The sequence below is a fragment of the Bremerella sp. P1 genome (assembly GCF_028748185.1).
In the GTDB taxonomy this organism is placed as follows: Bacteria; Planctomycetota; Planctomycetia; order Pirellulales; family Pirellulaceae; genus Bremerella.
On sequence record NZ_CP118164.1, the window covers coordinates 2253960 to 2279762 of the forward strand.

Annotated in this window: 24 protein-coding genes and 1 tRNA gene; 17 read left to right on the plus strand and 8 right to left on the minus strand. The window is 56.3% G+C overall.

What is annotated here, in order from left to right:
- The first annotated feature begins 3 nt into the window (after nt 1–3).
- Nucleotides 4–774, plus strand: coding sequence for a hypothetical protein (locus PSR63_RS09290; protein ID WP_274332659.1), 771 nt, complete (start codon nt 4–6; stop codon nt 772–774).
- Nucleotides 775–868: 94 nt separating this feature from the next.
- Nucleotides 869–1444, plus strand: coding sequence for a hypothetical protein (locus PSR63_RS09295; RefSeq protein ID WP_274332661.1), 576 nt, complete (start codon nt 869–871; stop codon nt 1442–1444).
- Between the two features lie 103 nt (nt 1445–1547).
- Here the strand turns inward: PSR63_RS09295 and PSR63_RS09300 are convergent, their stop codons facing one another.
- The 3 genes from PSR63_RS09300 to PSR63_RS09310 form a co-directional block, all read right to left on the minus strand.
- Nucleotides 1548–2216, minus strand: coding sequence for a transposase (locus PSR63_RS09300; RefSeq protein ID WP_274326708.1), 669 nt, complete (start codon nt 2214–2216; stop codon nt 1548–1550).
- 37 nt (nt 2217–2253) lie between these two features.
- Nucleotides 2254–2424, minus strand: coding sequence for a hypothetical protein (locus PSR63_RS09305; protein ID WP_274326707.1), 171 nt, complete (start codon nt 2422–2424; stop codon nt 2254–2256).
- Nucleotides 2425–2544: 120 nt separating this feature from the next.
- Nucleotides 2545–3177, minus strand: coding sequence for a hypothetical protein (locus PSR63_RS09310; protein WP_274332663.1), 633 nt, complete (start codon nt 3175–3177; stop codon nt 2545–2547).
- Between the two features lie 233 nt (nt 3178–3410).
- Between PSR63_RS09310 and PSR63_RS09315 the strand changes: the two genes are divergently transcribed.
- The 5 genes from PSR63_RS09315 (at nt 3411) to PSR63_RS09335 (ending at nt 6190) form a co-directional block, all read left to right on the plus strand.
- Nucleotides 3411–4301, plus strand: coding sequence for a M28 family peptidase (locus PSR63_RS09315; protein ID WP_274332665.1), 891 nt, complete (start codon nt 3411–3413; stop codon nt 4299–4301).
- 55 nt (nt 4302–4356) lie between these two features.
- On the plus strand, nt 4357–4860 hold the full coding sequence (locus PSR63_RS09320; RefSeq protein WP_274332667.1) for a hypothetical protein: 504 nt from the start codon (nt 4357–4359) through the stop codon (nt 4858–4860).
- Nucleotides 4861–5084: 224 nt separating this feature from the next.
- Nucleotides 5085–5327: a hypothetical protein gene (locus PSR63_RS09325; RefSeq protein WP_274332669.1), complete on the plus strand. Its 243-nt coding sequence runs from the start codon at nt 5085–5087 to the stop codon at nt 5325–5327.
- A gap of 185 nt (nt 5328–5512) precedes the next feature.
- The gene (locus tag PSR63_RS09330; protein ID WP_274332671.1) at nt 5513–5851 is read left to right on the plus strand and encodes a hypothetical protein; all 339 of its coding nucleotides are present in this window, start codon (nt 5513–5515) and stop codon (nt 5849–5851) included.
- A 93-nt stretch (nt 5852–5944) separates the two neighbouring features.
- Nucleotides 5945–6190 carry a hypothetical protein gene (locus PSR63_RS09335; RefSeq protein WP_274332673.1) on the plus strand — a complete coding sequence of 82 codons (246 nt, stop codon included), beginning with the start codon at nt 5945–5947 and terminating at the stop codon, nt 6188–6190.
- Here PSR63_RS09335 and PSR63_RS09340 read toward each other — a convergent pair whose 3' ends face one another.
- Nucleotides 6191–7624, minus strand: coding sequence for a hypothetical protein (locus PSR63_RS09340; RefSeq protein ID WP_274332675.1), 1434 nt, complete (start codon nt 7622–7624; stop codon nt 6191–6193).
- Between the two features lie 115 nt (nt 7625–7739).
- Nucleotides 7740–8768 (minus strand): hypothetical protein, encoded by a 1029-nt coding sequence (locus PSR63_RS09345; RefSeq protein WP_274332677.1) that lies wholly within the window; start codon nt 8766–8768, stop codon nt 7740–7742.
- Nucleotides 8769–8988: 220 nt separating this feature from the next.
- Between PSR63_RS09345 and PSR63_RS09350 the strand changes: the two genes are divergently transcribed.
- The 5 genes from PSR63_RS09350 to PSR63_RS09370 all read left to right on the plus strand — a co-directional run bounded on the left by PSR63_RS09350 (nt 8989) and on the right by PSR63_RS09370 (nt 13894).
- A complete protein-coding gene (locus tag PSR63_RS09350; protein WP_274332679.1) occupies nt 8989–9993 on the plus strand; it encodes a sugar phosphate isomerase/epimerase family protein in 1005 nt (334 codons plus the stop codon).
- A 183-nt stretch (nt 9994–10176) separates the two neighbouring features.
- Nucleotides 10177–12000 (plus strand): hypothetical protein, encoded by a 1824-nt coding sequence (locus tag PSR63_RS09355; protein WP_274332680.1) that lies wholly within the window; start codon nt 10177–10179, stop codon nt 11998–12000.
- Nucleotides 12001–12059: 59 nt separating this feature from the next.
- On the plus strand, nt 12060–12860 hold the full coding sequence (locus tag PSR63_RS09360) for a creatininase family protein (protein WP_274332682.1): 801 nt from the start codon (nt 12060–12062) through the stop codon (nt 12858–12860).
- Nucleotides 12861–12960: 100 nt separating this feature from the next.
- A tRNA-His gene (locus PSR63_RS09365) sits at nt 12961–13034 on the plus strand.
- Nucleotides 13035–13657: 623 nt separating this feature from the next.
- Nucleotides 13658–13894, plus strand: a complete 237-nt coding sequence (locus PSR63_RS09370; protein ID WP_274332684.1) for a DUF1653 domain-containing protein — start codon at nt 13658–13660, stop codon at nt 13892–13894.
- Between the two features lie 109 nt (nt 13895–14003).
- On the opposite strand, the gene PSR63_RS09375 is transcribed toward PSR63_RS09370, so the two are convergent.
- The gene (locus tag PSR63_RS09375; protein ID WP_274332686.1) at nt 14004–15617 is read right to left on the minus strand and encodes a hypothetical protein; all 1614 of its coding nucleotides are present in this window, start codon (nt 15615–15617) and stop codon (nt 14004–14006) included.
- A 391-nt stretch (nt 15618–16008) separates the two neighbouring features.
- Between PSR63_RS09375 and PSR63_RS09380 the strand changes: the two genes are divergently transcribed.
- The 4 genes from PSR63_RS09380 to PSR63_RS09395 all read left to right on the plus strand — a co-directional run bounded on the left by PSR63_RS09380 (nt 16009) and on the right by PSR63_RS09395 (nt 19664).
- Nucleotides 16009–16827 carry a sensor histidine kinase gene (locus PSR63_RS09380; RefSeq protein ID WP_274332688.1) on the plus strand — a complete coding sequence of 273 codons (819 nt, stop codon included), beginning with the start codon at nt 16009–16011 and terminating at the stop codon, nt 16825–16827.
- A 91-nt stretch (nt 16828–16918) separates the two neighbouring features.
- Nucleotides 16919–17668 carry a (Fe-S)-binding protein gene (locus tag PSR63_RS09385; RefSeq protein ID WP_274332690.1) on the plus strand — a complete coding sequence of 250 codons (750 nt, stop codon included), beginning with the start codon at nt 16919–16921 and terminating at the stop codon, nt 17666–17668.
- Nucleotides 17665–19059 (plus strand): LutB/LldF family L-lactate oxidation iron-sulfur protein, encoded by a 1395-nt coding sequence (locus tag PSR63_RS09390; RefSeq protein WP_274332692.1) that lies wholly within the window; start codon nt 17665–17667, stop codon nt 19057–19059. The genes PSR63_RS09385 and PSR63_RS09390 overlap by 4 nt, the downstream gene beginning before the upstream one ends.
- Nucleotides 19059–19664 (plus strand): LutC/YkgG family protein, encoded by a 606-nt coding sequence (locus PSR63_RS09395; RefSeq protein ID WP_274332695.1) that lies wholly within the window; start codon nt 19059–19061, stop codon nt 19662–19664. The genes PSR63_RS09390 and PSR63_RS09395 overlap by 1 nt, the downstream gene beginning before the upstream one ends.
- A gap of 936 nt (nt 19665–20600) precedes the next feature.
- Here PSR63_RS09395 and PSR63_RS09400 read toward each other — a convergent pair.
- Complete coding sequence (locus PSR63_RS09400; protein ID WP_274332697.1) at nt 20601–20933, minus strand: hypothetical protein; 333 nt, start codon at nt 20931–20933, stop codon at nt 20601–20603.
- Between the two features lie 399 nt (nt 20934–21332).
- Here PSR63_RS09400 and PSR63_RS09405 point away from each other — a divergent pair, with 399 nt between their 5' ends.
- Entirely contained in the window at nt 21333–22808 is a 1476-nt protein-coding gene (locus PSR63_RS09405) for a DUF1501 domain-containing protein (protein WP_274332699.1), read from the plus strand.
- 174 nt (nt 22809–22982) lie between these two features.
- On the opposite strand, the gene katG is transcribed toward PSR63_RS09405, so the two are convergent.
- Nucleotides 22983–25373: a catalase/peroxidase HPI gene (katG, locus tag PSR63_RS09410; protein WP_443111090.1), complete on the minus strand. Its 2391-nt coding sequence runs from the start codon at nt 25371–25373 to the stop codon at nt 22983–22985.
- Nucleotides 25374–25803: the final 430 nt, after the last annotated feature.

A 25803-nucleotide genomic window follows, 5' to 3' on the forward strand; every position in this document is an offset into this window, starting at 1 on the left:
GCGATGAGCGTCCGCGAACAATTCGAACGAGAACTCACCGAGCGTGGGTACTCGTTCGAGATCGATCCCGAGTCAGGCTGTCACCTGGTGTCCGTCGGCGAAAGCCAATTGAAGATCAGCCTCGAGAACCTCGAGCGCGAGCTGGCCTCTGGCGTCGATGCCGATCGCGTGGCTCGCTTTGCCGATATGGTTTTCGCTTCGGTCGAAACCACCGACGCCGACTACGCCGCCAATCGTCTCTTCTGGTCGCTTGAACACAACGACTACGAGGAGAAAGCCGACTACTGCGAGGCCGTTAGCGACTCGGTCGATCGGGTCCTGGTGCACCTGTCGGCCTGCGGAAGCATGATCACCTGGGTCACGCCGGAGATCCTGGAAACACTGGGCCTTTCCGCCGAAGCAGCTGGCGAACAGGCGCTGGCCAATCTCGGCCGCGAGGTGGAAGCGGCGACGCTCGAAGCCCAGGCCGTCGACGGCACGCCGCTGGGTTACGTGATCACCGAACTCCCCTTCAAGGCGGCCCTGATCCTGGCCCCCAACCTGCGGCAGCTGGTCGAAGAGAAGCTCGGCTGGCCGGTCATGGCCGTGGTGCCGGATCGTGACTTTCTTTACATGTGGGGCGCGCAGCATCAGGAGTTGACCCAAAGGGTGGGCCCTGTTGTGGTAAGGGAGTATACCCGTAGCCCCTACTCGATCTCGACCGAGGTCTATCAAATCTCCGACGACGGCGTACATGCCGTGGGAGCATTCAAGGTACCGGAAGATACCTCTTAGGGATGTGGTGTTTTCCCCGATTCCCATTTCTGGCGGCTTTCTCTATCATCAAACATGTGAGCTTCTTCACACCGCTTGGAAGGGAGTCGTTACCATGAGTTTCGCTTATTCGTGGTTGGCAGTTTCAGGGAAGTCGCCGGACGATATGCTTCACGCATTGGGGCTGGAGTCTGGAGACACTTATGAAGGGTTCCCCGATGGGACCCTCTCCGGCATCTCGCTTCCCACCGGCTGGTACCTGGTCGTCAGCGAGCGCTGCGACTTCGCCAATACCCGTAATCTGCGTCGGCTGTCGAAACGTTGCGATCTGATTACCTGTGCCGTCGAAGAGCACCTGATGTATGCCAGTACGTCGTTCTGGAAAAACGGCCGCTTGGCTTGGGAAATCACCCACGACAGTCAGTTGCAGGCCGGACGACACCACATGGAAGCGACTGGCAAGTTGCCGCCCATGGTGGATGAAATCCGAACCTGGTACGCCGGCGAACAAGCCGCGATGGACGATTCGAACCAATTGGTCGACTGCATGATGGAAGTCCCCATCGAAACGGCTCGCCGGATCACTGGGTTCTCGTTCCACGATTCCCTGCCTGGCGAAGGGAAGGATTACTTCCATCACCTGGCCCACGATCCACTGGCGAAAAAGTGGTGGCAAGTCTGGCGCCGGTAGAGCGCATGCGCAAGCATCACCCGCACGCCCAAGCAGACCTGAGTGTGGCACCCAGCGAGGTATGAATTACATCGCGCTCCTGTCCCCTCGCCCCTATGCAACATTATTCACCAGCTAGCGGTGGAGGATGAAGGTTGAGGAGCATGTACATGGCATGGATCAGAAGTTTGGCTTGAACCCACTCGCGGACGCGGTGTATTCGTCGAGCCCAGTTGGGTAGTGGTTCGAGGCCTCCGGCGTGATTGCCAAGCCAGGCGAATCTTCGTTCGACCTGGTTCCGGAACCGTATTAGGGCGCGACCGAACTCCTGCTCTAGTAGGGCGAAACAGCGAATTCGTCCTGGGCTGTGGCGGCAATGCCCCAAGCCTTTTCCTGGTCGCAGTTTTTCGGCCACCAGTTGATAACCGGCTTCCATCGCCGCGTCGTGGAGCTGGTTGCTGTCGTATCCACGATCAGCCACTAGATAGCCTCCGCCTCTCCCTAGGATCGGGAGAAGCCGAACTGCAACCGGCGTTTCGGCCACGTTGAGCGGTTCGACATCCCAGGCCAGCGGCATGCTGCTCGAGCCGTAGATCGCGTGGACCTTGTAGCCCTTGCCGTAGCCGCGTCGTGCGCGGCCCCAACGGGCATCGGGATCCTTGCTGCAATGACTCACCATTTGCGGCTTGCCATCAACGAGCATGACAAAACCGAAATCGTCCACCGCGATCATGCACCGTTCCATTTGAGCGAGCAGTGCCTGAACTTCCGTGGTTGGCAAGCGTCGGCTCATCGTCGGTTGAGACGGTAATTTCCGAGGCCTGAGATCGTCAGGCCAGTTGCCCGGCTCGCATGCCCAGCAGGTTGGTCGATCGTGAATAACCGCCCACAAGTAGACGCTCACGATCTCCCAATCGAAAAAACTTTGTCATCGCCCACCAGGGATTGGCGTCGCACTGGCGAGCCAATTTGTATAATGCAATCCAGAGTTCACGTTCCATGGCTTGGCTCCCAATTTGGGAATTCGTACACAACTACCTAGCCTAGTACGTGAACTCCTTTTATTGCTAGCTGGTGAATAATGTTGCTATGGGGAGAGGGGACAGGATTCGTTTGCCTTGTCAGGGTGGGCCGCGGGGGTGTTCGGTATCCGAAACGAGTGGCACGCCCAATTCCGCTTGGGCGTGGCTTTGTGTCACACCAACAATCGCGCCAACTGGTTCTGGTCGGGTGACCTCGTTCGCACGTCTAAGGCGACTTGGGCTTGGCACCGTGGACGTCGCGTGCTGCTTCAATCGCTTCTTCAGCCGCTTGATTTCGCTCCCTTGCCGGTCGAGAACCTTCAGGTGGAAGCTCACCCAGGTAAACGCGCGATCGAGTTCGTTACTCGAGGGAACGCGAAGCCCGTCGATCATCTGGTGGACGAAAGAATCCCGCTTAGGCTGTCGTGGACGCTTGGGTCGCGGCGGAGGATCATTTAACCGAACGGGTTCCGCGCGGTGTGGTTGAGAAGCGGGAGCCGGTAGGCTTTCTGGTTGGTCGTTCGATTCGTGCGAAGCTGGTGGATCAGGCGTGGTTGGTTTCTCTTCGGAATCATCCGCTTGCGGCGCGTGATCGCCCACCAGCACCAACTGCCCGACGACATCGGCGGGTATTTCCACCAGCGTGCCGCATGCCGTGCAGAGAAACGTTTTGCCTGCGCGCACGATTACCTGGGGCGTATTCCCTTCAGATCTTTCGTTGGCATCGGACATGGCGAACCTCGTTCGGCTTAGGTAGAAAACGTCGGCAATATTTCGCTGGCAATCGAGAATAAGTCGAGGTACCTTCACCCGCGTGTCCGACGAGGACAAGCTGGCGAACCATGGAACCTTCGTTTGGTTTGTGTGTCGTACTTGGAATTTACACGCCAAGCGCTTCCATAAGATAGTGCGCGCGGAAAGTTTTTCCGAAACAGGAATCGCGACCCACGTGAGGTGGCAGCAGGATGAACAACAACGAGAAGCAAGCCCTGCAAGAGCGGCTGTTTAAGCATGTCGATTGCCTGGCCGGTTTGATTGGCCCGCGTTGTTTCCAAAGAGCTGGCTCGATGGATGCGACCATGGGCTACTTGCGCCAGCAGTGGTCAGAGATGGGCTATACGATCCAAGAGGAACCCTTCAACGCGCTGTCCGACATCGCCACGAACTTCGTTGTCGAAACGCCAGGCACCCGCCGCGCCGATGAAATCGTCGTGCTGGGCGGACACTACGACACGGTGCGTTCGACACCGGGTGCCGACGACAACGCTTCGGCCGTGGCCGTGCTATTGGAAGTGAGCCGACTGCTGAAAGATCACGTCGGTAAGCGTACCGCGCGGTACGTCGCGTTTGCCTGTGAAGAGCCTCCCTATTTCAACGTGAACGAAATGGGCAGCCAGCACCATGCGCGGTCGTCAAAAGAGCGCGGCGACAACATCGTCGGCATGCTCTGCCTGGAGATGGTGGGCTACTTCAAGGACGAGCCCGGCTCGCAGCCCTACCCCGAAGAGATCCCCAAGTGGCTGACCTGGCCGCTACCCACGCGGGGCAACTTTCTGACGGCGCTGGGGAACCTGGCTTCGTGGAAGCTGGCGTATCAGTTTCATCGCGGGTTCAAACGGGGCTCGCGGTTGCCGCTGTGGGCGCTTGCGCTGCCGGACAAATTTGAGTTCATCTTTCTGAGCGATAACCGGGCGTTCTGGGAACAGGGCTATCCGGCGCTGATGCTGACCGACACGGCCTTCGTACGGAATCCCAACTACCATCAAGCGAGCGATACGCCGGACACGCTCGATTACGAGCGAATGGCCGAAGTGGCCCTCGGCGTTGCATCGGCCATGAAGCGGCTTTTAAAATAGAGAACCTTTCGGCCAGAAAGCCATTACCGGCAAAACTTTCAGGGGCGGCAAATTCGTGGATTCGACCGTTAAGTCCATCCAACTGGAAACAGTTGGACTGGGCATCATTTTCTATTCCCCCCATAACGCTGCGCACATCGAACCGGGGGACGACTACTTAAGTGTCCACTACACGAACGTCCCCGATGTGCGGCGGCACGTGCGAGCCGGCTCGATCGTTGGCTTCTGCACAGGGACGCCAGGCACGTTTCGTCTGCGTGTGCAGCGCGGTAAACCGGCTATGTGTGCCGAACAACACGAGTTCAGCCTGTCGTTGCCGTTTCGATGCATTGGCGGAAAGGTTTGCTTCCGCGACCTTTACGACTTGATGGACTGGAATGTCGAGTGCCCTGAAGAGCAAACGCTGCTGCTGCGGGATGGTGCGTACAAGGTGATGGTGCGTTCCAACACGCCCCCGTCCGGCGTACTGGGGGATAACCAGTTGATCGATTTCTACTTTCAGCGAGTCGACGAATTGCCTGACATTCCGCATCGGGGTTCCCCCTATCTATGCCCTTAGCCCCGTTTGCCATCAACGTTGATCGATGATCTCGTCGGCTTTCCGCATCCGCTTATGTTTCTCGCGGAATTGATCTGCAAATGTGAGTGAGGGTACTTTCCTTGCCGCCATTGATGCCTACTGTTGGTCTAAAGGAATTCACCTTTCCCCAAGCATCATGCGGCAACGAGCCGTGATGATGTGCCAGTACCCCCATTTCTATGCATACCTAAGGAGGGATTTTCATGGTCCGAGCATTGCTTATGACCGTCGCGTTGTTGGTTGGTTTGTCGATGGTTTCGGTCAGCGAAGCTGGCTGGCGTCATCGCCGCTGTGGTGGTCACCACTATCGCGGTTGTTCGACCGTCTATCGCGGAAGCTGCTACAACAACACCTACCAGGGCAGCTGCTACAGCGGTTACTCGTCATGCGGTAGCCAAGGTTGCCAGACCCAAAGCAGCGGTTGCGCAAACGGTGTTTGCCGCTAAGCCAAGTAGGTAACGAATATCAGAAAGACACCGCGCTGGTCACGCATCGGCGCGGTGTCTTTTTTTATGCGCGGTCAATTCAAGCGGTTTCAAAGGTTCTTGCTTGGCTCTGGCCTTGGCATCGCTAACAATGGCAAAGAGGGAGTTAACCAATCTTCTTCCTGGCGACTCAGAGGAGTAAAGCCATGATCCGTACGCTGCTGTTGGCCGCTGTTCTCGTTGGCGGAATGATGTGTATCTCGCTGCCCGAGGCCGATGCTGGACCTCGTCGTTACTATCGACCTTACGTCGCGAATTACGGCTACTACAGCTACCCGGGTCGCGTCACGACCTACTACCGCGGCCCCAGTTACCGTAGCTATTACTACGGCCCGGCGTACGGCGCCCCCGGATACTACCATGAGCCCCGCTATTACTACCGACCGGTCACAACTTATCGCTATGGCTACTACGGGTATCCCGCTTACGGATACGGCTATGGTTATGGCTACGGACCAGGCGTCAGTTTCCGCGTAGGCTTCTAAGCATTCACGAAAAGTGCCTCACTCAGGTGACGTTTGTCTTCGGACAGGCGTCACTTTTTCATTTGGCAAGTCTCACCTTTGAGGAGAATAAGGTTGACCCGTCCCCTTCTTGTTTTCACGATGCTGATCGCAGGCTGTTTGTGGGTAAGCAATGCCGAAGCAGGCTGGCGTCGCGCATGGCGCGGGCGTAGTGTCCAGCATGCCGTACCAGCTACCCAGAAAATTCATACTTCCCACTATCGATCCGCACTCCCACGAAGTGAGTTCCGTGGGTTCGGCTTCGGCGGGTATGGCTACGGATCAGGCTTTGGGCCTGACTACCGCCCTGGTCGATGGTAATTAAGACGTCGGCCGCACCGCTTGGACGGTGATGATGTTGCCTCCTTGATCGATCACCTTGGCTTGCAGGCGAACCTCTTTCTTCTGCGCGTCGGTCTTCAGTTCCAGCTCGCGCTGATCGTCGTCTGCGGTGCCGTCGAGTTGCTTTCCGCCGACAACGCTTCCACGGACATCATCGTAGTAAAGAACGGCCTTCACACCGCGGTCGTCTTTGGCTTGGATGCTTACCTGGTAAACGTTCGGCTTATCGGTCGGTTCGAGCTGAACTTCCAACTGAGGTCCGGCGTTGTCGGTGATATCGACGTCAGGATTCAGCAGCCGTGAGGATGCCAGGATGTTGGCATTGGCATCGGAGAATCGAGCTCGGCCTGAGACTGGCGTGTTGGGATCGAGGTTGGCTTGCATCTTGCGAAAGCCATTGCCCATGATGTAGTGACGATCGTCACGCTGATCGTGCGGCAAGCCTAGCGCGTGCCCCACTTCATGGATCACCGCACCGAAGCCGTCCTCGATGAATTCAAACCGTGGCGAATTCGGTCGGCCGTGCCCCAGCGCCGTTCGTCCTTCGATGGGCGTACGATCTTGAAAGAGCTTCTCCTGCTCGGCAACCGACGTCGCACAGAACATGTCTTGTAAGACCCACGCCGAGAAGTTCGCCGTGCCGCCATCGGCCGAACGCCAGCCACCCAGTGCGATACCCCCGGGCCATTCAAATTGGTGCGGGCCTTCGTCGTAGGTCTCAGCGAATGTGATCACCAGGTGGGTCGACTGCGAGCCGATGCTGCGGGGGATCTCTGGCTGAAGCTGTCGGAGTTGAAAGTACGCATCGTAGTTCGGTGCGCCGTTGTAGTGCTTCGCCGGATGCTTACCGCGCACCAGGTGCACGATCGGGGTGCCATCGTCGTCGGTTTGAAAGACGAGTCCACGATCGGGCAGACCGCGACGACGAAACTCGTACTTGTAGGTCTCGTTCACGAAGTGCATCAACGTGTTGATCTTCTCGCGGTAGCCGGCCTTCGGCTCACGATCGGTCGGCACGAAGTAGATCAGGCGTACCTTGTGATCGATTGGTGAGACCTGGGCGAATTCCGGCAGTTCGTCGGCCTTCGTCCAGTCACCTCTCACCCACTGCTGATACGGACGGCCACCGACCGACAGCTCGGCCTGCTTGGGCTTAAGCCAGATTTTGATTTGTCGGCCTCGGTCAATGATCTCGACGCCGTCGTCGCTGCGCTGTAGTTCCTCGAAGCGAATGGAACTACCTTTTTCATCGACCTCCAACCACTTTCCGCTGCCACTGTCGATGAAGTAGCTTTCGTTGCCTCCTTGCTTCTTCCAGGCCGCAAGCTCGGCGGCATCGAGTGCCTCGACACCAACGATCAACAACAACACGAGCAGAAGATACCGAAACGTTTTGGGAAGCTGGCGAGTCATATGCACACGCAGAGAGAAATTAAGGAGGTAGGTCCGGCAGCCGGCGACAATTGCCAGCTGCACACTGCGTTATTTTATACACACGACAGGCGAGCCTGCAAAGCTTTTCACCAGATCAGCCACGCTTGGCGGACGTAATCCACAGAAACGGCTTGCCGGCTTCGTCCACTTTCAGATCGATCCCGAGCAAGGCCTGGTAAAGAATGTGGTCGAGAATCTTCTTGTAGAACGTCTTGTCCTTCGGAAAGCGAACGTCCACGTCGGTATCGATGTTGTCTTTGACGATCTTGTAGTGATCGAAGAACATAGGCGTATTCAAGCGAGGCCCGATCGCACCGAGCGCTTTCTCAAGCGGCGTCCGATTGATTTCGACTTCAATAAACTGAAACAGCACCGGGCACGTATCGGCCGGGCTCCGCTTCAGCGGCTGACCAACCGGCCAGGCATCGTCGCTGACTCCCATCGGCAGGACATGCAGATTGACGACGCCACCAACTTCTCGCTTGGGCACAACGATCAAACCATGCGCGCGAAGCAGGATGGCCATGGCGGTGCCGGCGCAGTAGCCGTTAAGTTCGTCTTTCGCTTTGAGCATCTTCACCCGGGCAATCATCGCCGGCGAAGCACTGAAATTCAGGCCTGTCAGTTCACGGACCGCCCCTAGCGTTTCGGCCAGCGGCTGATCCTGGGTGTTGAAATCGAGCGGCTTGGAAAGCTTCAGCAAAACTTCGTTGCGTTCAGCGCGGGTCATGCCGTCGCTGGCTGGCTGGCGCATTAGTTCGTCTTCGCCACCCACTTTGATGCGCTGAAACCACTGCGGCAGCTCTCCCAGGTTTCGCTTGGTGAAGCGTTTGCCGTCAGGCATATGCAGCGTTTGATCACGCCCCAGGATGGCCGTCACGCGATACGATTGGGTCCGGCCCAGATTGATTTCTTCGATCCCGACCCTCTCCCCCTCGCGACCACTGCGCAGTTTGACCGAATCGGCTCCCTTGTCGTTGAGCAGCCGCGTCCACTCTTGCAGGGCCGTGATCGACAGGCCTTTCTCGGTGATCACATCGAGCGTCACGCGATGATCAGCCCAAGCCGACGCCGAGAGCGTAACGAAGATCAAGGTCGTTAATAGAGCGCGCAGTTGAGTCATGCCTGTTCCCTTTCGGTTCTCGTCCACGCTCCAATATAGCACCCGCCTGGCGCGCAGCCGGGGAATTGGCAGAATCGTTACCCTTGGAATTCCCTTACTGGCGGTCTCTGAGTGGTTGCAACGACGCAAGCGAAGGGACAAAATAATCGGTTCTGTGGTTTCCCACACTTTTCCATTGACAAACCATCGACGCGTTTTTCACCCCGCAAAGGAGCAGAGCATGGCTCGCGCAGTCACGATGTTCACCGGCCAATGGGCCGATATGAAACTGGACGATATGGCCAAGACCATGAAAGGGTTTGGTTTTGACGGTCTCGAATTAGCTTGCTGGGGGGACCACTTTGAAGTGGATCGCGCCGTCACCGAAGATGACTACTGCGATAAGAAACGCGAGCAGCTCGACAAATACGACCTGGGTTGCTGGTCGATCAGTACTCACCTTTGCGGCCAGGCCGTTTGCGACATCATCGACGAACGTCACAAGTCGATCCTGCCGGAATCGGTCTGGGGCGATGGCGATCCGGCCGGCGTGAACGATCGTGCTGCCGAAGCCGTGAAGAACGCTGCCCGGGCTGCTCAGAAGTTCGGTGTGCCGGTCGTCAACGGCTTCACCGGCAGCAGCATCTGGCACCTCCTGTATAGCTTTCCGCCGGTTCCTCCGAAGATGATCGACGACGGCTTTAAGCTGTTTGCGGATCGCTGGAATCCGATCATGGATGTCTTCGGCGAATGCGGTATCAAGTTCGGCCTGGAAGTCCACCCAACCGAAATCGCCTTCGACATCTACAGTGCCGAAAAGGCCTTGGATGCGATCGGCCATCGCGAAGAGTTCGGCTTTAACTTCGACCCAAGCCACCTGCTGTGGCAAGGCATCGATCCAGTCGAGTTCATTCGTTACTTCCCCGACCGCATTTATCACGTCCACATCAAGGACGCGATCACGACCCTCAACGGACGCAGTGGCATCCTGGGCAGCCACATCGACTTCGGCGATCACCGCCGCGGTTGGAACTTCCGCAGCCCTGGCCATGGTGGCGTGAACTTTGAAGAGATCATCCGCGCCTTGAACGACATCAAGTACACCGGCCCGCTGAGCATCGAATGGGAAGACAGCGGCATGGATCGTCTGCACGGTGCCGAAGAGTCGTGCGAGTTCGTCCGCAGCATCGACTTCGCCCCAAGCGACGTGGCGTTCGATTCGGCGTTCGACAAAGAAAAGCAATAAGCGATTCCTATTCCCTCTCGCCTGAGGGAGCTTTCCGGCTAATCGCTACAAACGAAACAAACCGAGCCAGACGTATTTTCCGGCTCGGTTTTTTCATGCGCCGAGGCCATAAGTTGGCAAGAATGTCCGTTTGACATCACACTAGAGTAATACGATCCCTGTCGCACCTTTCGAGAAACCGCCTTGCAACTCTCCGCTGCCATCCTGATCCTTTCGGCCGTGACGATGCAGACCGAAGCACCGTCTCGGGCAGAGATCGATGCGCGGTTTCAGACGCAGCTAAGCGAGTTGGCAGCCAAGTGCGACGAGGTGAAACTGCCGGAGCAGGCCGAGCTTACCCGCACGTGGATCGTTCCTCGGTACGGCCAGGCAAACCTCTTTTACCTGGTGCCCGAAAGTGATCCGCTTCAGCCTGACGACAACGCTTCGCAGTTGGTCCAGTTTTGGTATCAGAAGTTTCGCACCATCCGAAACGCGCACGCCGATGCCTTGTACAAGCATGCCCAGGAACTGTTGATCGCCAAGCAAGGAGCAAGGTCGTACCAAACACTGCACGAGGTACTGCGCGAGAACCCCGACCACGCCGATGCGCGGCGGATCCTCGGTTATGCCAACGTCAATGGAACATGGCGTCGCCCTGGCGTGGTGACGCGAGCCAAGCAGCCGCGGTATCAGCATCCCAAGTTCGACTGGCCGGCCCGAAGCTTCTGGCAGATCGATACGCCCCACTTTCAAATCATGACCAATCTCAGCGAGGCGGAAGGTCTGAAGCTGGGCGAGCGTTTGGAGATTGTCTATTCGGCGTGGGAGCAGATGTTCTTCAGCTACTGGAGCAACGAGTTGCAGCTGGCCGGCTACTTCGACGGAGGCTCGCCGAGCCCTGTGCGAAAGAAGCTTGAGGTCGTCCTGTTCAAAACACGCGGCGAGTATGTCAGCTACCTGGAACAGGTCCAACCGCGGATTGGTATCACGCTGGGAATCTACCAGTTCGATGAAGAGAAGGTGTACCTCTTCCACGATGAGAGCGAAGCGGCCCACGCAACCTGGCATCACGAGGTCTCGCATCAGCTGTTTCAAGAGTATCGCTCGGCCTCGAAAGAGGTGGGGCTGAACTTCAACTTCTGGGCGATCGAAGGCGTGGCGATGTACATGGAGTCGCTCCGCATCTTTGACGGGTACGTCACGCTAGGTGGCGTAGATGCTTCGCGATTGCAGTTTGCTCGAAATCGGTACTTCACCGGCGGGTTCCATCTGCCGATCGAGGAACTGGCGGGCATGAGCCGAGATGACCTCCAGAAGAGCCCTGACATCGGGGCGATCTATAGCCAGTCGGCTGGCGTCGCGCAGATGTTTCTCGACTACCCACCGAGCGCCACCCAATGGCGCGAACCGTTTATTGATTACTTGAAAGAGATCTACCTGGGACGCGATCGAGCTCATTCACTAAATGAGACCGTGAAGGACTCATCAGCGGTCGGTTACGACGGGGTCTATCGAGAGTTTCTCACGGTCAGCGACCAAGATATCCTGGCGCTGCCTGAAAGTGCCCCGACCACCGACCTGGTACTCGCTACGATGGATGGGATTACGGATGCGGCCCTGTCCCGCATCGGTACGTTTGAAAAGCTGCGTTGGCTGGACCTCACCAAGACCGAGATCACCGATAGCGGCGTTGCCCATCTGACACGCTGCCGATCGCTGCGTGACTTGAGTATTGCTACCACGCGGATCAGCAATGACAGCTTGGCCACCGTGGGTAAGCTGAGCACGCTGGAAGAACTTGACATCAGTGGTACGCCGGTCACCGATGCCGGCCTTGCTCATCTGCGCGGGCTATCAAAATTGAAGGTCCTACGGTTGGCGGTCACACAGGTTGGTGACGAAGGTCTGCTGCAGCTTGCCCGGCTAAAAAACCTGGAGATGATCGATGCCCGGCAGACGCAGGTCACGCCGCAGGGGATCGAGCGTTTGAAGCAATCGTTGCCGAAGGTGGTGGTTCACCACTAAGCAGACCTTTAAAATCGAGTGCTCCTCCACTTCCCTTCCTTCCTGCTGGAGCCGCACCGATGTCTGCCCCTCGTCCCTGGAAACTTTCTGAAGTTAACTACGGCCACGTTAAGAACACCCAGTACGAAGTCGCCGTGCTTCCCCTGGGCGCGACCGAGCCGCACAATCTTCACTTGCCGTATGGAACGGACGATTACGAAGGAACTCAGATCGGCGAGCGGATCTGCGAAGCGGCCCACAACCAAGGCGCGAAGGTTATTCTCTTGCCGACGATGCCGTACGGGACCGAGACCAACATGCGGCAGTTTCCACTGGCGATGAATGTTGACCCGTCAACGCTGTTTGCCGTGGTTACGGACCTTATCCAATCGCTGGTGCAAAGTGGGATCAAGAAGGTCGTTTTGCTGAACAGCCACGGAGGGAACGAGATGAAACCGCTGCTGCGTGAGCTGTATGGAAAAACGGAAGCCCATGTTTTCCTGTGCAACTGGTTTAAGGCATTCAGCGACGAGGAATACCATGAGATCTTCACCCACAAGGAAGATCACGCCGGCGAAATGGAAACCTCGATGATTTTGGCGTACCGCCCCGAGCTGGTCGCCCGACGACCAGATGGATCGTTTGACGCTGACTCCGGAGCGACCAGGCCCATGCAGATGGAGGCCTTGGAGAACGGCTGGGTTTCGATCACCCGCCCCTGGCACTTGCTGACCACCAACAGCGGCTCAGGCAATCCCCACGAGGCGACGGCCGAAAAAGGAGACCGATTAATGGAGCTTTTGGTGAACCGCCTGGCCCCGTTCCTGGTCCAGCTTTCCAACGCCCAGGCAGACGAGAAGTTCCCGTTTATCGTTGAGTAGTCGACGTAAACCATGAAAATTGCTGGTCTTGCAGAAATCAGCGGGGCCGGCCGATTGACGAAAGCCGAGGCGGCATTTAAGATAAGTCGCTTCGATTGTGGTGGGTATAGCTCAGTTGGTTAGAGCACTGGATTGTGGTTCCAGGGGTCGTGGGTTCGAATCCCTCTATCCACCCTTAATTACGGCCGGAATACCTCCGGCCTTGATTTTTGGGTGTACTGTACAGATAGGTATAGCTAAATCCGGTCATTCGTCAGCTTACGGAGAGTGGCAGATGCACAACCTACGTGACGCTATCACATTCACTCAGGCCTCGAAAATCTTGGGGGTAACCCGATATAGAGTATGGCAGCTCGTCAATGAAGGGAAGTTGAACGGACATAAAGTCAACAGTCACTTGACGCTATACGAGCGTTCAGACGTGATTGCTCTGGCCTACGAAATTCAGAACGGAACCCGCAGAACTCACCCAGTCAGATCAGCGAAGCCAGACATTAATTCTACCGAAAAAGCAATCAAGATAGACGACGGTATCAGCACAGCAGAAGCAGCAGAAATAATGAGTCTATCATCCGCTGAGTACGTGTGTCGCCTAGCACGCGAAGGCAAAATAAAGGGCCAGAAGATGCACGGTCGGGGCTGGGTCATCAGTCGAAAAAGTGCCGAGGAATTCCGGGACAGGAATAGTACTTAGTCGCGAGTTGTCCCTTATGTGGGCCTAGGCCGCATTTTAACGCTAAGGCAAATCTTCCCGTATCTTACAGACACGTTTACTAGTGTCAGCTTCGAGAACACCCATGAACCATCCGAGTGATCAACTTCGACCAGGTCGTTATCGCCACTACAAGGGCCCTATGTACGTCGTGCTGGGCGTTGCACGGCATAGCGAGACCGAAGAGCCGGTGGTGGTCTACCGCAAGGATTACGGCGATAAGAGCCTGTGGGTGCGTCCCCTGGCGATGTTCGTCGAGTCGGTCACGGTCGATGGGCAGGAAATGCCTCGGTTTGAATACCTGGGACCCGAGGCCTTTTAGGCACCTCCGCTTCAGGCATATCCTTTCCCCAGCGACTGGCGCATGAAAAAAGCCTGAGATCGTGTGATCCCAGGCTTTTGAGGTTTATCGAGTCAGGCGAAGGCCGAAGTTAGCTTCCGCAGGTGCTGCAACCGCCGCAGCTGCTGCATGGCGAACCACAAGCAGGAACCTGGATGGTCTTAGGAACCATCTTGCAGACGGCAACTTCAACTTCTTCGGTCACGGTGTGTGGAACCATGACGGTGTAGGTGCAAACCTTGTCTTCGTACACGTTCTTGTAGGTCGTCACTGGGACTTCCTTGGTACGAGTTTCCGTGTTGCAGACCATGTACTTAACTTCCTTGGTCTTGGTTTCAGGAACCATCGTGCACACCTTGTAGGTGTACTCTTGTTCCTGTGGAACGCACTCGGTGTACTGCACTTCCTTCTGCTTGGTTTCGGTCACGTAGTTGCAAACCTGGTAGGTGTACTCACGCGTTTCCGGAACACATTCGGTGTACGAGACTTCTTTCTGCTTGGTCTCGGTCACGTAGTTGCAGACCTGGTAGGTGTATTCACGAGTTTCGGGAACACAAACCTTGTGCTTGACTTCCTTGGTCAGCGTTTCAGGAACCATCTTGCACACTTGGTAGGTGTACTCTTTGGTTTCTGGACGGCAGACCATGTGCTTGACTTCCTTCTGCTTGGTCTCGGTGACCATGTTGCAGACCTTGTAAGTCTGGGTACGTTCTTCCGGCTTCATGACGCACACGGTGTAGGTGTACGGCACTTCTTCGGTAACCGGCTTCATGACCGTGCATTCGTAGGCTTCTTCGACAACGTTAGGAACCCAAACCTTGCAGGTCGTTGGGCAACCACAGCAGTCGGTGCTGCACTTGGTCTGCCAGCAGCCACGATCAACGCAGCGCGTCTTGGTAATGGTTTCAGGAACCATCTTGCAAACGGTCTTGGTACCGGAGCGTTCTTCCTGGTGAGGAACCATCACGGTGCAGGTCTTGGTCTTGGTTTCCCAGACTGGCTTGCTAACCGTGTAGTCGACGACCTTGGTTTCCCAATCTTGAACCATGACGGTCTTGGTACCGGTCTTGGTTTCGTAGACTGGCTTGCAGACGGTGTATTCAACCAGCTTGGTTTCCCAAGTCGGAACCATCACGGTCTTCGTGCCAGTCTTGGTTTCGTAGACAGGCTTCTTGACACAGTAGTCAACCATCTTCGTCTTGGTTACAGGAACCATAACGGTCTTGGTACCAGTCTTGGTTTCGTAGACTGGCTTCTTGACACAGTAATCGACCATCTTCGTCTTGGTTACGGGAACCATGACGGTCTTGGTAGCCGTCTTGGTTTCGTAAACAGGCTTGCACACGGTGTATTCAACGACCTTGGTTTCCCAAGACGGAACGCTCACGGTGTACTCTTTGGTGACGTAGCTCGTTTCAGGAACGCGCTTGCACACCTTGTAAGTCTTTTCTCGCGTTTCAGGCTTACAAACGGTCTTGGTGACGGTGCGAGTTTCCATCACAGTGGTCGGAACCATCACGGTCTTTTCGACCATTTCGACAGGTGCAGCTTCGCCGCACGAAGAACAGGATGCTGTACCACAACCGGTGTCACAGCTGGTTACACATGGCGAAGCACAGCTTGTTCGGCAGTGCCGCCGGCCCGCTTCCGCGATTTGCGGAATGCTTAAGAAGGCCATCGCTAGAACTAAAACAACACGGAGCATTTTCAATCTTTCCCCCAGAAACTTTCTGAAAACAAGTAGGCCTAAAGGGTGTCTCACCCGACACCTCTTCAACAGTAGGTTATTCATCAGCTTTAACTGGCAAAGTTCGATTTTAACGGCTGCGATGACCAGGATAAATTAGGTTCTTGTGTATTTTGGGCAAAATATATAATCGCTATACACATCCAACCTGAGGGAGGGGCAGATTCGCAAGTTGCGGGGTGTTATTAACAATGCATACGAATTGTCCCTCGCTCGTCTGCCCGATTGAGGATCTTCAACGGTGCGTGCCAAACGAACATGCTGCCTCATCATTTCCGCGCTCGGTCTTCTGGCCGCGGCCGGTGGCATTACTGCATCCGTCGTGCCAACATTGCTTCCAAGTCCAGCAATGACAACGATTTTTGCAATCTTGGCCATCGCCATTAGCGTGACCGCCCTGGTGGCATTAAGACACAGCGAAGACGACGCAAACCCGAATGTAAGTCATCTCACACAAGAGAATCTGCAGCTCAAGCTCGAGCTGGAAACGCTCCGCGACCTGCATGCTCAGCTATTGGAAGATAAAGCGTTTCTGCAGTTTATGCGGGCGGATCAGGATCACGAGCGACAACTCCTGGCCCTCGATCTACATGATTTGAGTTTGCCGAATCTGACGTCTGCGTTATTTCAGATGGAAGCTCTTCATCAACGACTCGACGGCATGGACGACTCGCTCGAAGCCACAATCGACCTGCTTCGCGAAAGCTTGTATCAAACGCGACGCGTCATGAACTGCATGTCGCCCACGCTCGTTCAAGACGAAGGAGTTGTCGCCAGCTTGCAGCGTTTGGCCGAACACTTGGAAGCAACGGTTGAAAGCGTACGGTTTCATCACGATGTCGAATTCGATCGCCTCGCTCCCCTGTGCGAATGCGCCCTGATTCAACTCGTTCGCGAAGCGTTCGATCAGATCCGCCGCAATCGATTCGCCCAGAACGTGGAAGTGGAACTGATCCAAGAGGACGACCGGCTTCAGCTGAGCATTTCCGATGACGGTCACGGCGACTTGGCCGACAGTCCGCGGATTCAGGATTGCCTGGAGATTCTGTCAGGCCACCAGGCAGCCACCCACCCGCAAGCGCCTGGACAGATCATGCGGGTAGAGTTTTCCGTCACCGATTTGATTCAATCGGACACGATCAAGGAAAAATCGCGAGCATTCAGTTGATCTGCATCTTAAAGATCGGCTAAGCAGTTATACTGGTAGTCAATTGCCTGCCCCGGTTTTGCTCCTTCGATTCCCCTGCTCTCTTGTTATCATGCGCGTCGCCCTTTTCGTTCCTTGCTATATCGATCAACTCTACCCGCGCGTTGCCATGGCCACATTAGAGCTGCTGGAGCAACTGGGAGTCGACGTTGATTTTCCGGAAGCCCAAACATGCTGTGGGCAGCCCATGCTCAATAGCGGCTGCGACACCGATGCCTTGCCGTTGGCCCAGCGGTTTGTCGAAATCTTCTCTGGCTACGACGCCATCGTTTGTCCCAGTGGTAGCTGCGTGTCGATGGTGAAGAACCACTACGACCACCTGCTGCACAACGACGAGAAGTACGACACCATTCGCACGCAGGTCTACGAACTGTGCGAGTTCCTGGTCGACGTGCTGAAGGTTGAATCGCTGCCGGTCAAGTTTCCTTACAAGGTGGGCCTGCATTCAAGCTGCCACGGCTTGCGTGAACTTCGCCTGGCCAGCGATAGCGAACTGAACGCACCTGAGTTCAATAAGCCGCGTCAACTGCTCGCGCTGTTGGATGGTGTCGAGTTTGCCGAACTGAAACGAAAAGACGAGTGCTGTGGCTTTGGTGGCACGTTTGCGGTTTCTGAAGAAGCGGTCAGCTGCACGATGGGCCGCGACCGGATCGCCGACCATCTTCAGGCCGGCACCCAGGTTCTCACCGCTGGCGACATGTCCTGCTTGATGCACCTGGCAGGTCTGATCAAACGCGAGAAGCAGCCCATCCGCGTCATGCATATAGCCGAGATCCTCGCCGGATACGAGGTACCCCAATGAGCGCCATAAAAAGCTACGATCACCCAACCAACGCCAACCAGTTCAACAAAGACCAGGAACGTACCCATTGGCATGATTCGTCGCTGTGGTTCATCCGCGAAAAGCGCGACCGCATGTCAAAGAGCTTGCCCGAATGGGAAACGCTTCGCTCGTGTGCTTCTCAAATCAAAGCCCACACCGTCAGCAAGCTGGCCGACTACCTGGAAGAGTTTGAGAAGAACGCGACAGCCCGCGGGGTGACCGTCCACTGGGCGAAAGACGCCGAAGAACACAATCGCATCGTGCTCGAGATTCTACAAAAGCACGAAGCCAAGCGGATCGTTAAGTCGAAGTCGATGCTGACCGAAGAGTGCCACTTGAATCCGTGGCTCGAGAAGCATGGCATCGAAGTGGTCGATACCGACCTGGGAGAGCGCATCGTTCAACTGCGGGAAGAACCACCTTCGCACATCGTGATGCCGGCCATTCACCTGAAGAAGGAAGATGTCAGCAACACGTTCCACGAACACCTGCATACCGAACAAGGCAATCACGATCCGAACTACCTGACCGAGTCGGCACGCCAGCACTTGCGGCAGAAGTTTTGCCAGGCCGACGTCGGCATCACGGGGGTCAACTTTGCCATCGCGGAAACCGGCGGCTTTGTGGTCTGCACCAATGAGGGCAACGCCGACCTGGGTGTTTCGCTGCCGAAGGTTCACATTGCCTGCATGGGCATCGAGAAGCTGATTCCCAAAGTGGACCACCTCAGTATCTTCCTGCGACTGCTGGCCCGCAGCGCGACCGGACAGCCGATCACGACGTACTCTTCGCACTTCCATGGTCCCGTGGAAGGAGGCGAACTGCATATCGTGCTGGTCGACAACGGCCGCAGCAAAATCATGAACAGCGACGACTACCGAAATTCGCTCAAGTGCATTCGGTGTGGTGCGTGTATGAATACGTGCCCCGTCTATCGTCGCAGTGGCGGCCACAGCTACGCGGCAACCGTCCCCGGACCGATTGGTTCGATCCTCAATCCGCTACGCGATGCGAAACATCACAAGACGCTGCCGTTTGCCTGTACGCTGTGCGGCAGCTGCAGCGATGTCTGCCCGGTGAAGATCAACCTGCACGAACAGCTGCTCACGCTTCGCACCGAAGTGAAGAATCAAAAGCAGTTGCCGATGTCGAAGACGATGCCGATGCGGATCGCGTCGTACGTCTTCCAGCGGCCCAAGCTGTATGCATGGCTGGGGGGCGTCGGTAAGTTCTTCCTGCGAACGATGCCGCGGTTCCTGATCTACAACTCGCTGAATCCCTGGGGACGTAATCGCGAGATGCCGGAGGCTCCGCCGGAAAGTTTCCGCAAGCAGTACGCCCAACGAGCGAAGAAGAAAAGCGACAACTGATGAGCAGCAAAGATCACATCCTGAAGTCGGTCCGCAACCAGCTGGTCCCGTCGGCCGACCTGCCAAGCCTGGATCAAGAATGGATCCAATATGACGATGCCGTTGCCCACTTCGGCGAGGTTCTACAAGCGGTCGGCGGAACGGCGATTGCCGTCGAAGGTATCGATGGCCTGACGGAAGAACTCGCCAAGGTTCCTGCTTATACGGAAGCGAAGAAGACCGTCAGCTGCATCGAGGGGCTTGTGGGAACCGTTGACCTGGCGCGCGTCGAAGATCCGCACGACCTAGAAGATGTCGACTATGCGGTTCTGCCCGGCGAATTTGCCGTGGCGGAGAATGCTGCGGTCTGGGTCACCGATGCCAATATTCGGCACCGAGTGATAGCATTCATTCCGCAACATGTTTCCCTGGTGATCCACTGCCCAGACGGTAAAGTCGAAGATGCCGTCGTGAATAATATGGCCGAAGCCTATCAGCGACTAACGTGGGGTCGCAACGAGTTCGGTTGCTTCATCTCGGGACCCTCCAAGACGGCTGACATCGAGCAGTCGCTCGTTATCGGAGCCCATGGAGCGCGTTCGCTTCACGTCTTTTTTGTCGTCTGAGCGAGTCACCTCGCTGGCATCTTCGTCGCGGCGATTTCGTTCGCCGCGAGGCGGAATGGCTTCGTGGTCTAGGTCGTGATCATCATTGGCCATGGCCACGTCGGCAGCCGTTTCGCGCTGACGCCCTTCCCAACGCTGGCGACGACGATTCCATTCTTCCATCTGCTCAGGCGTCGGCTGAGGACGGTCGCCCCAGCGTCGTCCACGATAATCTTCCTCGCCACGGCGACGACGCGGTGGACCATTGTGCCAATCCCAATCGGGGGTCAGGTCGCGCGTCTCGCTGTCGACCATGGCGATCTCTTCCGCTGTGACCTGGTAATGGACGATCTCGGCCTGACGGCGGTTTTCGGGAACGCTGCGGATGACCTCGAGCATCGCGTAGCCATCTTGCGGGCTCAGGTGGGTGCTGCGGATGGCTCCCACGTCGGTCGTGACCTGGCGATCGACAATGCGGCTCCATTTATCGACCAGGATCAGTTCCTGGCGGTTGGTCTTGGCGTCTTTGGCCGGTTCAAGGTCGGTGATCACGAATACCTGACAATCGTCGCCATACTCGGAAACGAATTGTGCCTTGAGCCGAACGTTGTACTTAACCGGTCCCCACAGCGACTCGCGGGGCATGCTGTAGGCCAAGTACTCTTTCTGAAAATAGGCAACGTAGCTTGGCCCATGCATGTAAGCCAACGCACTAAAAAGAACTAACCCAGGCAAAACCACTTGTGTAATTTTGGTCCAGGTAGATTCCTTAAGATTCATGCTCGTATTTCCTCTGTCTGAACTGTTCCGGGAGGGAGCGGCAAAGGTGGGTAGGGTGTGGCCGCTCTTTTAGAATTAACCGCACGGAAGCGCGGTAGTTTCGCTCTTCTCGAAACGATTCTCGCGGAATTCGAAATCTGGTCAAGTAATTCGTAGGCTTACGAATTAAAAATCAGACTAAACGGGAATCCCCAGATCGCCAGCACGCTTGCGAATCGCGGCCTCGAAGTAATAGTAGCGGCGCCCTTTATCGTACTTACGAGACCACTGAAAGGTCGAGTAAACCATCTTCAGCTCGAGTCGGTCCTGCTCAACAAGCTCGACAACCAGGGCAATAAACTCGAATTGCTCGGGAGTACGGGCATAAAGTCCGCGTTCGAGCGTTGTCTTCAGGTTAGGCACGTCGGCCGCGTCGAGCCGCTGCGGAACGAGCCAACCCTGCCCCAGCGCAAAAGCACTACCGAGAGCAAAACTGCCAGCAATCCATTTCAGCATTTGACGTCGCATCATCGACCTCCTTAGGCACCCGAGAAAATTCGGGGATGATACGTACCAAAATCTGATTTACCCTGACAAGAGCAACAGCCGATAGATTTCCGCTAGCACGCTGTCCAGAAGCAACAAGGCAACTTTGCGCACCGTTATTTGGAGCAAAAGTGGCAAAGCTTGACTTTATATTTTGAAAGCGTCATACTGCCCTGAAAGGCTTGTTATTGAGGGGTTGATCCTAACAGGCCTCCGGTTTGAGGACCGCGCTATCCCCGCAAGCGCTGGCTACCCAACTCGAGAGAACCTCTTCTCTCGCATGTCATCTCCCACTTGGTGACAGTCTTGGGTTGTCCTACCTCCGCTCGTTTACCGTCGTGATACGCGATGGTATTCGTCCCAATTTGACCAAGGAGCATTCCCATGCTGGTCATTCCTGGAAGTAAAGCGAAGGACGTCTGCGATTCCCACTTGGGACCAACTCGTCGCGATCTGCTGCGCGTCGGTGGTTCTGCCATGCTGGGGCTTTCGCTTGGGCAAATGCTGAATCTGCAGTCAGGCCAGGCCGTCGCGGCCGAGTCCAGTGCCCATGGAACCAACTTCGGCAAAGCCAAGAGCATCATTCTGGTCTACCTACAAGGCGGCCCAAGCCACCTCGACCTGTGGGACCCGAAGGACGACGTGCCGGACAACGTGAAAAGCGTGTTCAAGCGAATCGGCAGCAAAGTGCCTGGCATGGACCTGACCGAGAACATGCCCAAGCTTGCCCAAGAGACGGACAAGCTCACCCTCATCCGCTCGATGAGCTACACCCCGGTCGGCCTGTTCAATCACACAGCCGCCATCTACCAGATGCATACCGGCTACACGGCCGACAAAGTCAGCCCAAGTGGACAGTTAGAACCGCCCACTCCGAAAGACTTCCCGAACTTCGGCTGCAACATCATCAAATTCAAGCCGCCGGAAGTCCCCATGCTTCCATTCGTGATGATGCCGCGTCCGCTGCAGGAAAGTAACGTCGTCAACAAGTCCGGCACCGCCGGCTTCCTGGGACGTGCTTACGATCCGTATTATCTCTTCCCATCCGGAGATGATATGGACATGAACAAGATGGACCGCATCAATGTCGACGACTTGAAGCTGCGTCCCGAAATCACCAGCACACGCCTGGGACGTCGGGCCCGTCTGCGTGACATGATCAACGCTGGCATGCCAGCACTCGACAAAGCAGTCGAGTCGTATGATCTGGACAAGTATTACGAAACAGCCCTCAACCTGATCTCCAGTGGTCGGGCACGCGACGCGTTTGATCTTTCCAAGGAAAGTGACAAGACCCGCGATCGTTATGGCCGCAACACCTTCGGTCAAAGCCTCCTGCTGGCACGACGCTTGGTCGAAGCAGGTACCCGCGTGGTGGAAGTGATCTGGCCGAAAGTTGCCAACAGCAACAACCACAGCTGGGATCATCACGTCGACCTGAGCAATCGCATGAAGAACCAGTCGGCACCGATGCTCGACTCGGGTCTCTCTTCGTTGATTGCCGACCTGGACGACCGCGGCATGCTCGACGAGACCCTCGTGGTTGCTGTCGGCGAGTTTGGTCGAAGTCCACAACGCGGCGTGAGTACATCCGGCAATAACAACAGTGCCGACGGTCGAGACCACTGGCCTTACTGCTATACCGCTTGCCTGGCAGGTGCTGGTATCGGCCGGGGCAAGGTGTACGGCGAGTCGGACGATACCGCTTCGGCTCCGAAGAATGATCCCGTCCACCCGACGGAATTGTTAGCCACCATGTACCATGCGATCGGCATCGATCCGCAAACGATCGTTTACAACCATTTAAATCAGCCCCGCGAGCTAGTGAAGGCCGAAGCCGTTACGGCACTCTTCGGTTAGAACGAACTCCACCCCACTCTTTTCTTTGTTCCTCCCTTCAGCTTTTCATGAAACGGCCTCGGTGATACCCATCCCACCGAGGCCGTTTTTTTGTAACCCCATAAAGAAAAACGCGTCCCGCCGCATAGCAGCAAGACGCGTTTTCGGGGGGGAATACGCTGACGATCCGTCGGCTTAGTTCAACTCTGGATCTGCTCGATCGACGTCGAAGCGATCGAGGTCCATCACCTTGCTCCAAGCATTGACGAAGTCATTGACAAACCGTGCTTCCGCACCGTCGGTCGCGTAGACTTCAGCGATCGCTCGCAGCTGCGAGTTGGATCCGAAGATCAGGTCGACGCGGGTGGCCGTCCATTTGACCTCGCCCGACTTGTAATCGCGACCTTCATAGCTGTTGTCGCCAGTCTTGTGCCAGGCAGTGTCCATATCCAACAGGTTAACGAAGAAGTCGTTGCTCAACGTGCCAGGCTTGTCGGTCAGCACGCCAACCTTCGACTCGCCGGTGTTGGCATCCAACGCTCGCAAACCACCGACCAAGGCGGTCATTTCCGGGGCGGACAACGTCAACAGGTTGGCCTTGTCGATCAACTTCTCTTCAGGCTTGCGACGATCGTAGTCGTTCTTGCCGATGTAGTTTCGGAAACCGTCCGAGGTTGGTTCCAGGTAGGCAACCGATTCGACTTCGGTCATTTCCTGCGTCGCATCGGTACGACCTGGCGTGAATGGCACGGTCACGTCGTGGCCAGCTTCCTTAGCGGCAGCTTCCACGGCGGCACAACCACCCAGCACGATCAAGTCGGCCAACGAGACCTGCTTGTCACCAGCCTGCGAACCGTTGAAACCCTTTTGGATCTGCTCAAGCGTGGCAATCACCTTGGCAGTTTGCTCAGGGTTATTCACGGCCCAATCCTTCTGCGGAGCCAAGCGAATGCGAGCACCATTGGCACCGCCACGCATGTCCGAGCCGCGGAACGTGCTGGCCGAAGCCCAAGCCGTTTCCACCAATTCAGGAATGGTCAGTTCGGTATCGAGGATCGCCGTCTTCAATGCCGCCACGTCGGCGTCATTGATCGTCGTGTAATCGGCTGCCGGGACTGGGTCCTGCCACAGCTGTGGTTCGGGGACACTGGCACCCAAAAGACGAGCATGAGGTCCCATGTCGCGGTGGGTCAACTTGTACCAAGCCTTGGCGAACGCCTTTTCAAACTCTTCCGGATTCTCGTGGAAACGCTTCGAGATCTTGGCGTATTCCGGATCCATCTTCAGAGCCAGGTCGGTGGTGAACATCATCGGGGCGTGCGATTTGCCTTCGACGTGAGCATCTGGAACCGTACCTTCACCGGCACCGTTCTTCGGCTTCCACTGATGGGCACCGGCAGGGCTCTTGGTCAATTCCCATTCGTAGTTGAACATGTTGTCGAAGTAGTCGTGCGACCACTGAGCTGGCGTGGTCGTCCAAGCACCTTCCAAACCACTGGTGATGGTGTCTTCGGCGTTACCCTTGCCAAACTTGTTCTTCCAACCGAAACCTTGCTCTTCAATGCTGGCCGCTTCCGGCTCAGGACCGACATACTCTTTCGGCGAAGCGGCACCGTGGGCTTTCCCGAAGGTGTGACCACCGGCAATCAAAGCCACCGTTTCTTCGTCGTTCATCGCCATGCGACCGAAAGCCAGGCGAATCGCCTTAGCGGCTTCCAGTGGGTTTGGTTCTCCCTTGGGGCCTTCTGGGTTGACGTAGATCAAACCCATTTGCGTTGCGGCCAACGGGTTGTCGAGTTCGTCGTCACCGTGGTAGCGTTCACCACCGAGCCATTCATTTTCGGGACCCCAATAAACGTCCATCTGTGGTTCCCAGACGTCTTCACGACCACCAGCGAAACCGAACGTTTCAAAACCCATGTCTTCCAAGGCGCAGTTACCGGCCAGGATCATCAAGTCGGCCCACGAAATCTTGTTGCCGTACTTCTGCTTGATTGGCCAGAGCAAGCGGCGAGCCTTGTCGAGGCTGGCATTGTCGGGCCAGCTGTTGAGCGGAGCGAAACGCTGCGTCCCGTCCGAAGCACCGCCACGACCATCGGTCACACGGTAGGTACCGGCACTGTGCCAGGCCATACGAATAAACAGAGGACCGTAGTGACCATAGTCAGCCGGCCACCAGTCTTGGGAAGTGGTCATCAACTTCTTGATGTCCCCCTTCACCTCGTCGAGGTCGAGCTTCTGGAACTCTTCGGCGTAGTTGAAGTCAGGACCGAGTGGATTGCTGCGGGCCGAGTTCTGGTGCAGGATCGTCAAATCGATCTGATTGGGCCACCAGTCCTTCACGGACATTACCGGGCCGGAATCCATGTAACCTTCGGGAATCTTTTCAGCATCGCCGGTCTTGGCATGGGCCGCCGTGAACAGAGCGTTCATGGCTCCCGTGATGGGGCACTTGCTCGCCGTTTCCCCCGCCGGGACGGCCGGATGATTGGACGGAACGGTTGGCTGCTGAGCAGCGGCGGTAGCCGTGAGGCACATCACCGCACAACTCGCTAAATAAGCTGTGATGGGATTGGTTCGTGTCATGATCTCTCCGGTTGAGTTGAAATATGTGAAATGGCCCGCTGTGGGGCATTGGCCAATCGACTTCGCTAAATTGTGCCGCGCCGGGAGCAATTCATCCAATGAATTCTCTCTATGGCTACTATGCACAAAACGCATAGATACTTCGTGAGACCCTACCCGGAAATCTAGAGCCCTCGTCACTGGGTAACAACAATTTTCCGGATTGAAACGATCAGAATACGCCAAATTATCTGAGAAACTCAGTGGAACGGGATTTGCCCGTATCGGCCGTTACGGGGCGCAAATCCCCTAAACACGGAAAACTTACCCCTCTCGCTCGACTCGCGCCGAGACATGCCCGATAGATGACTGTGGCACGAACTGCGCGAATTGTTATCTTGAATCGCTAGGGCCCGGATCGAAACCGATTTACAACGTGGCTCGAAACACG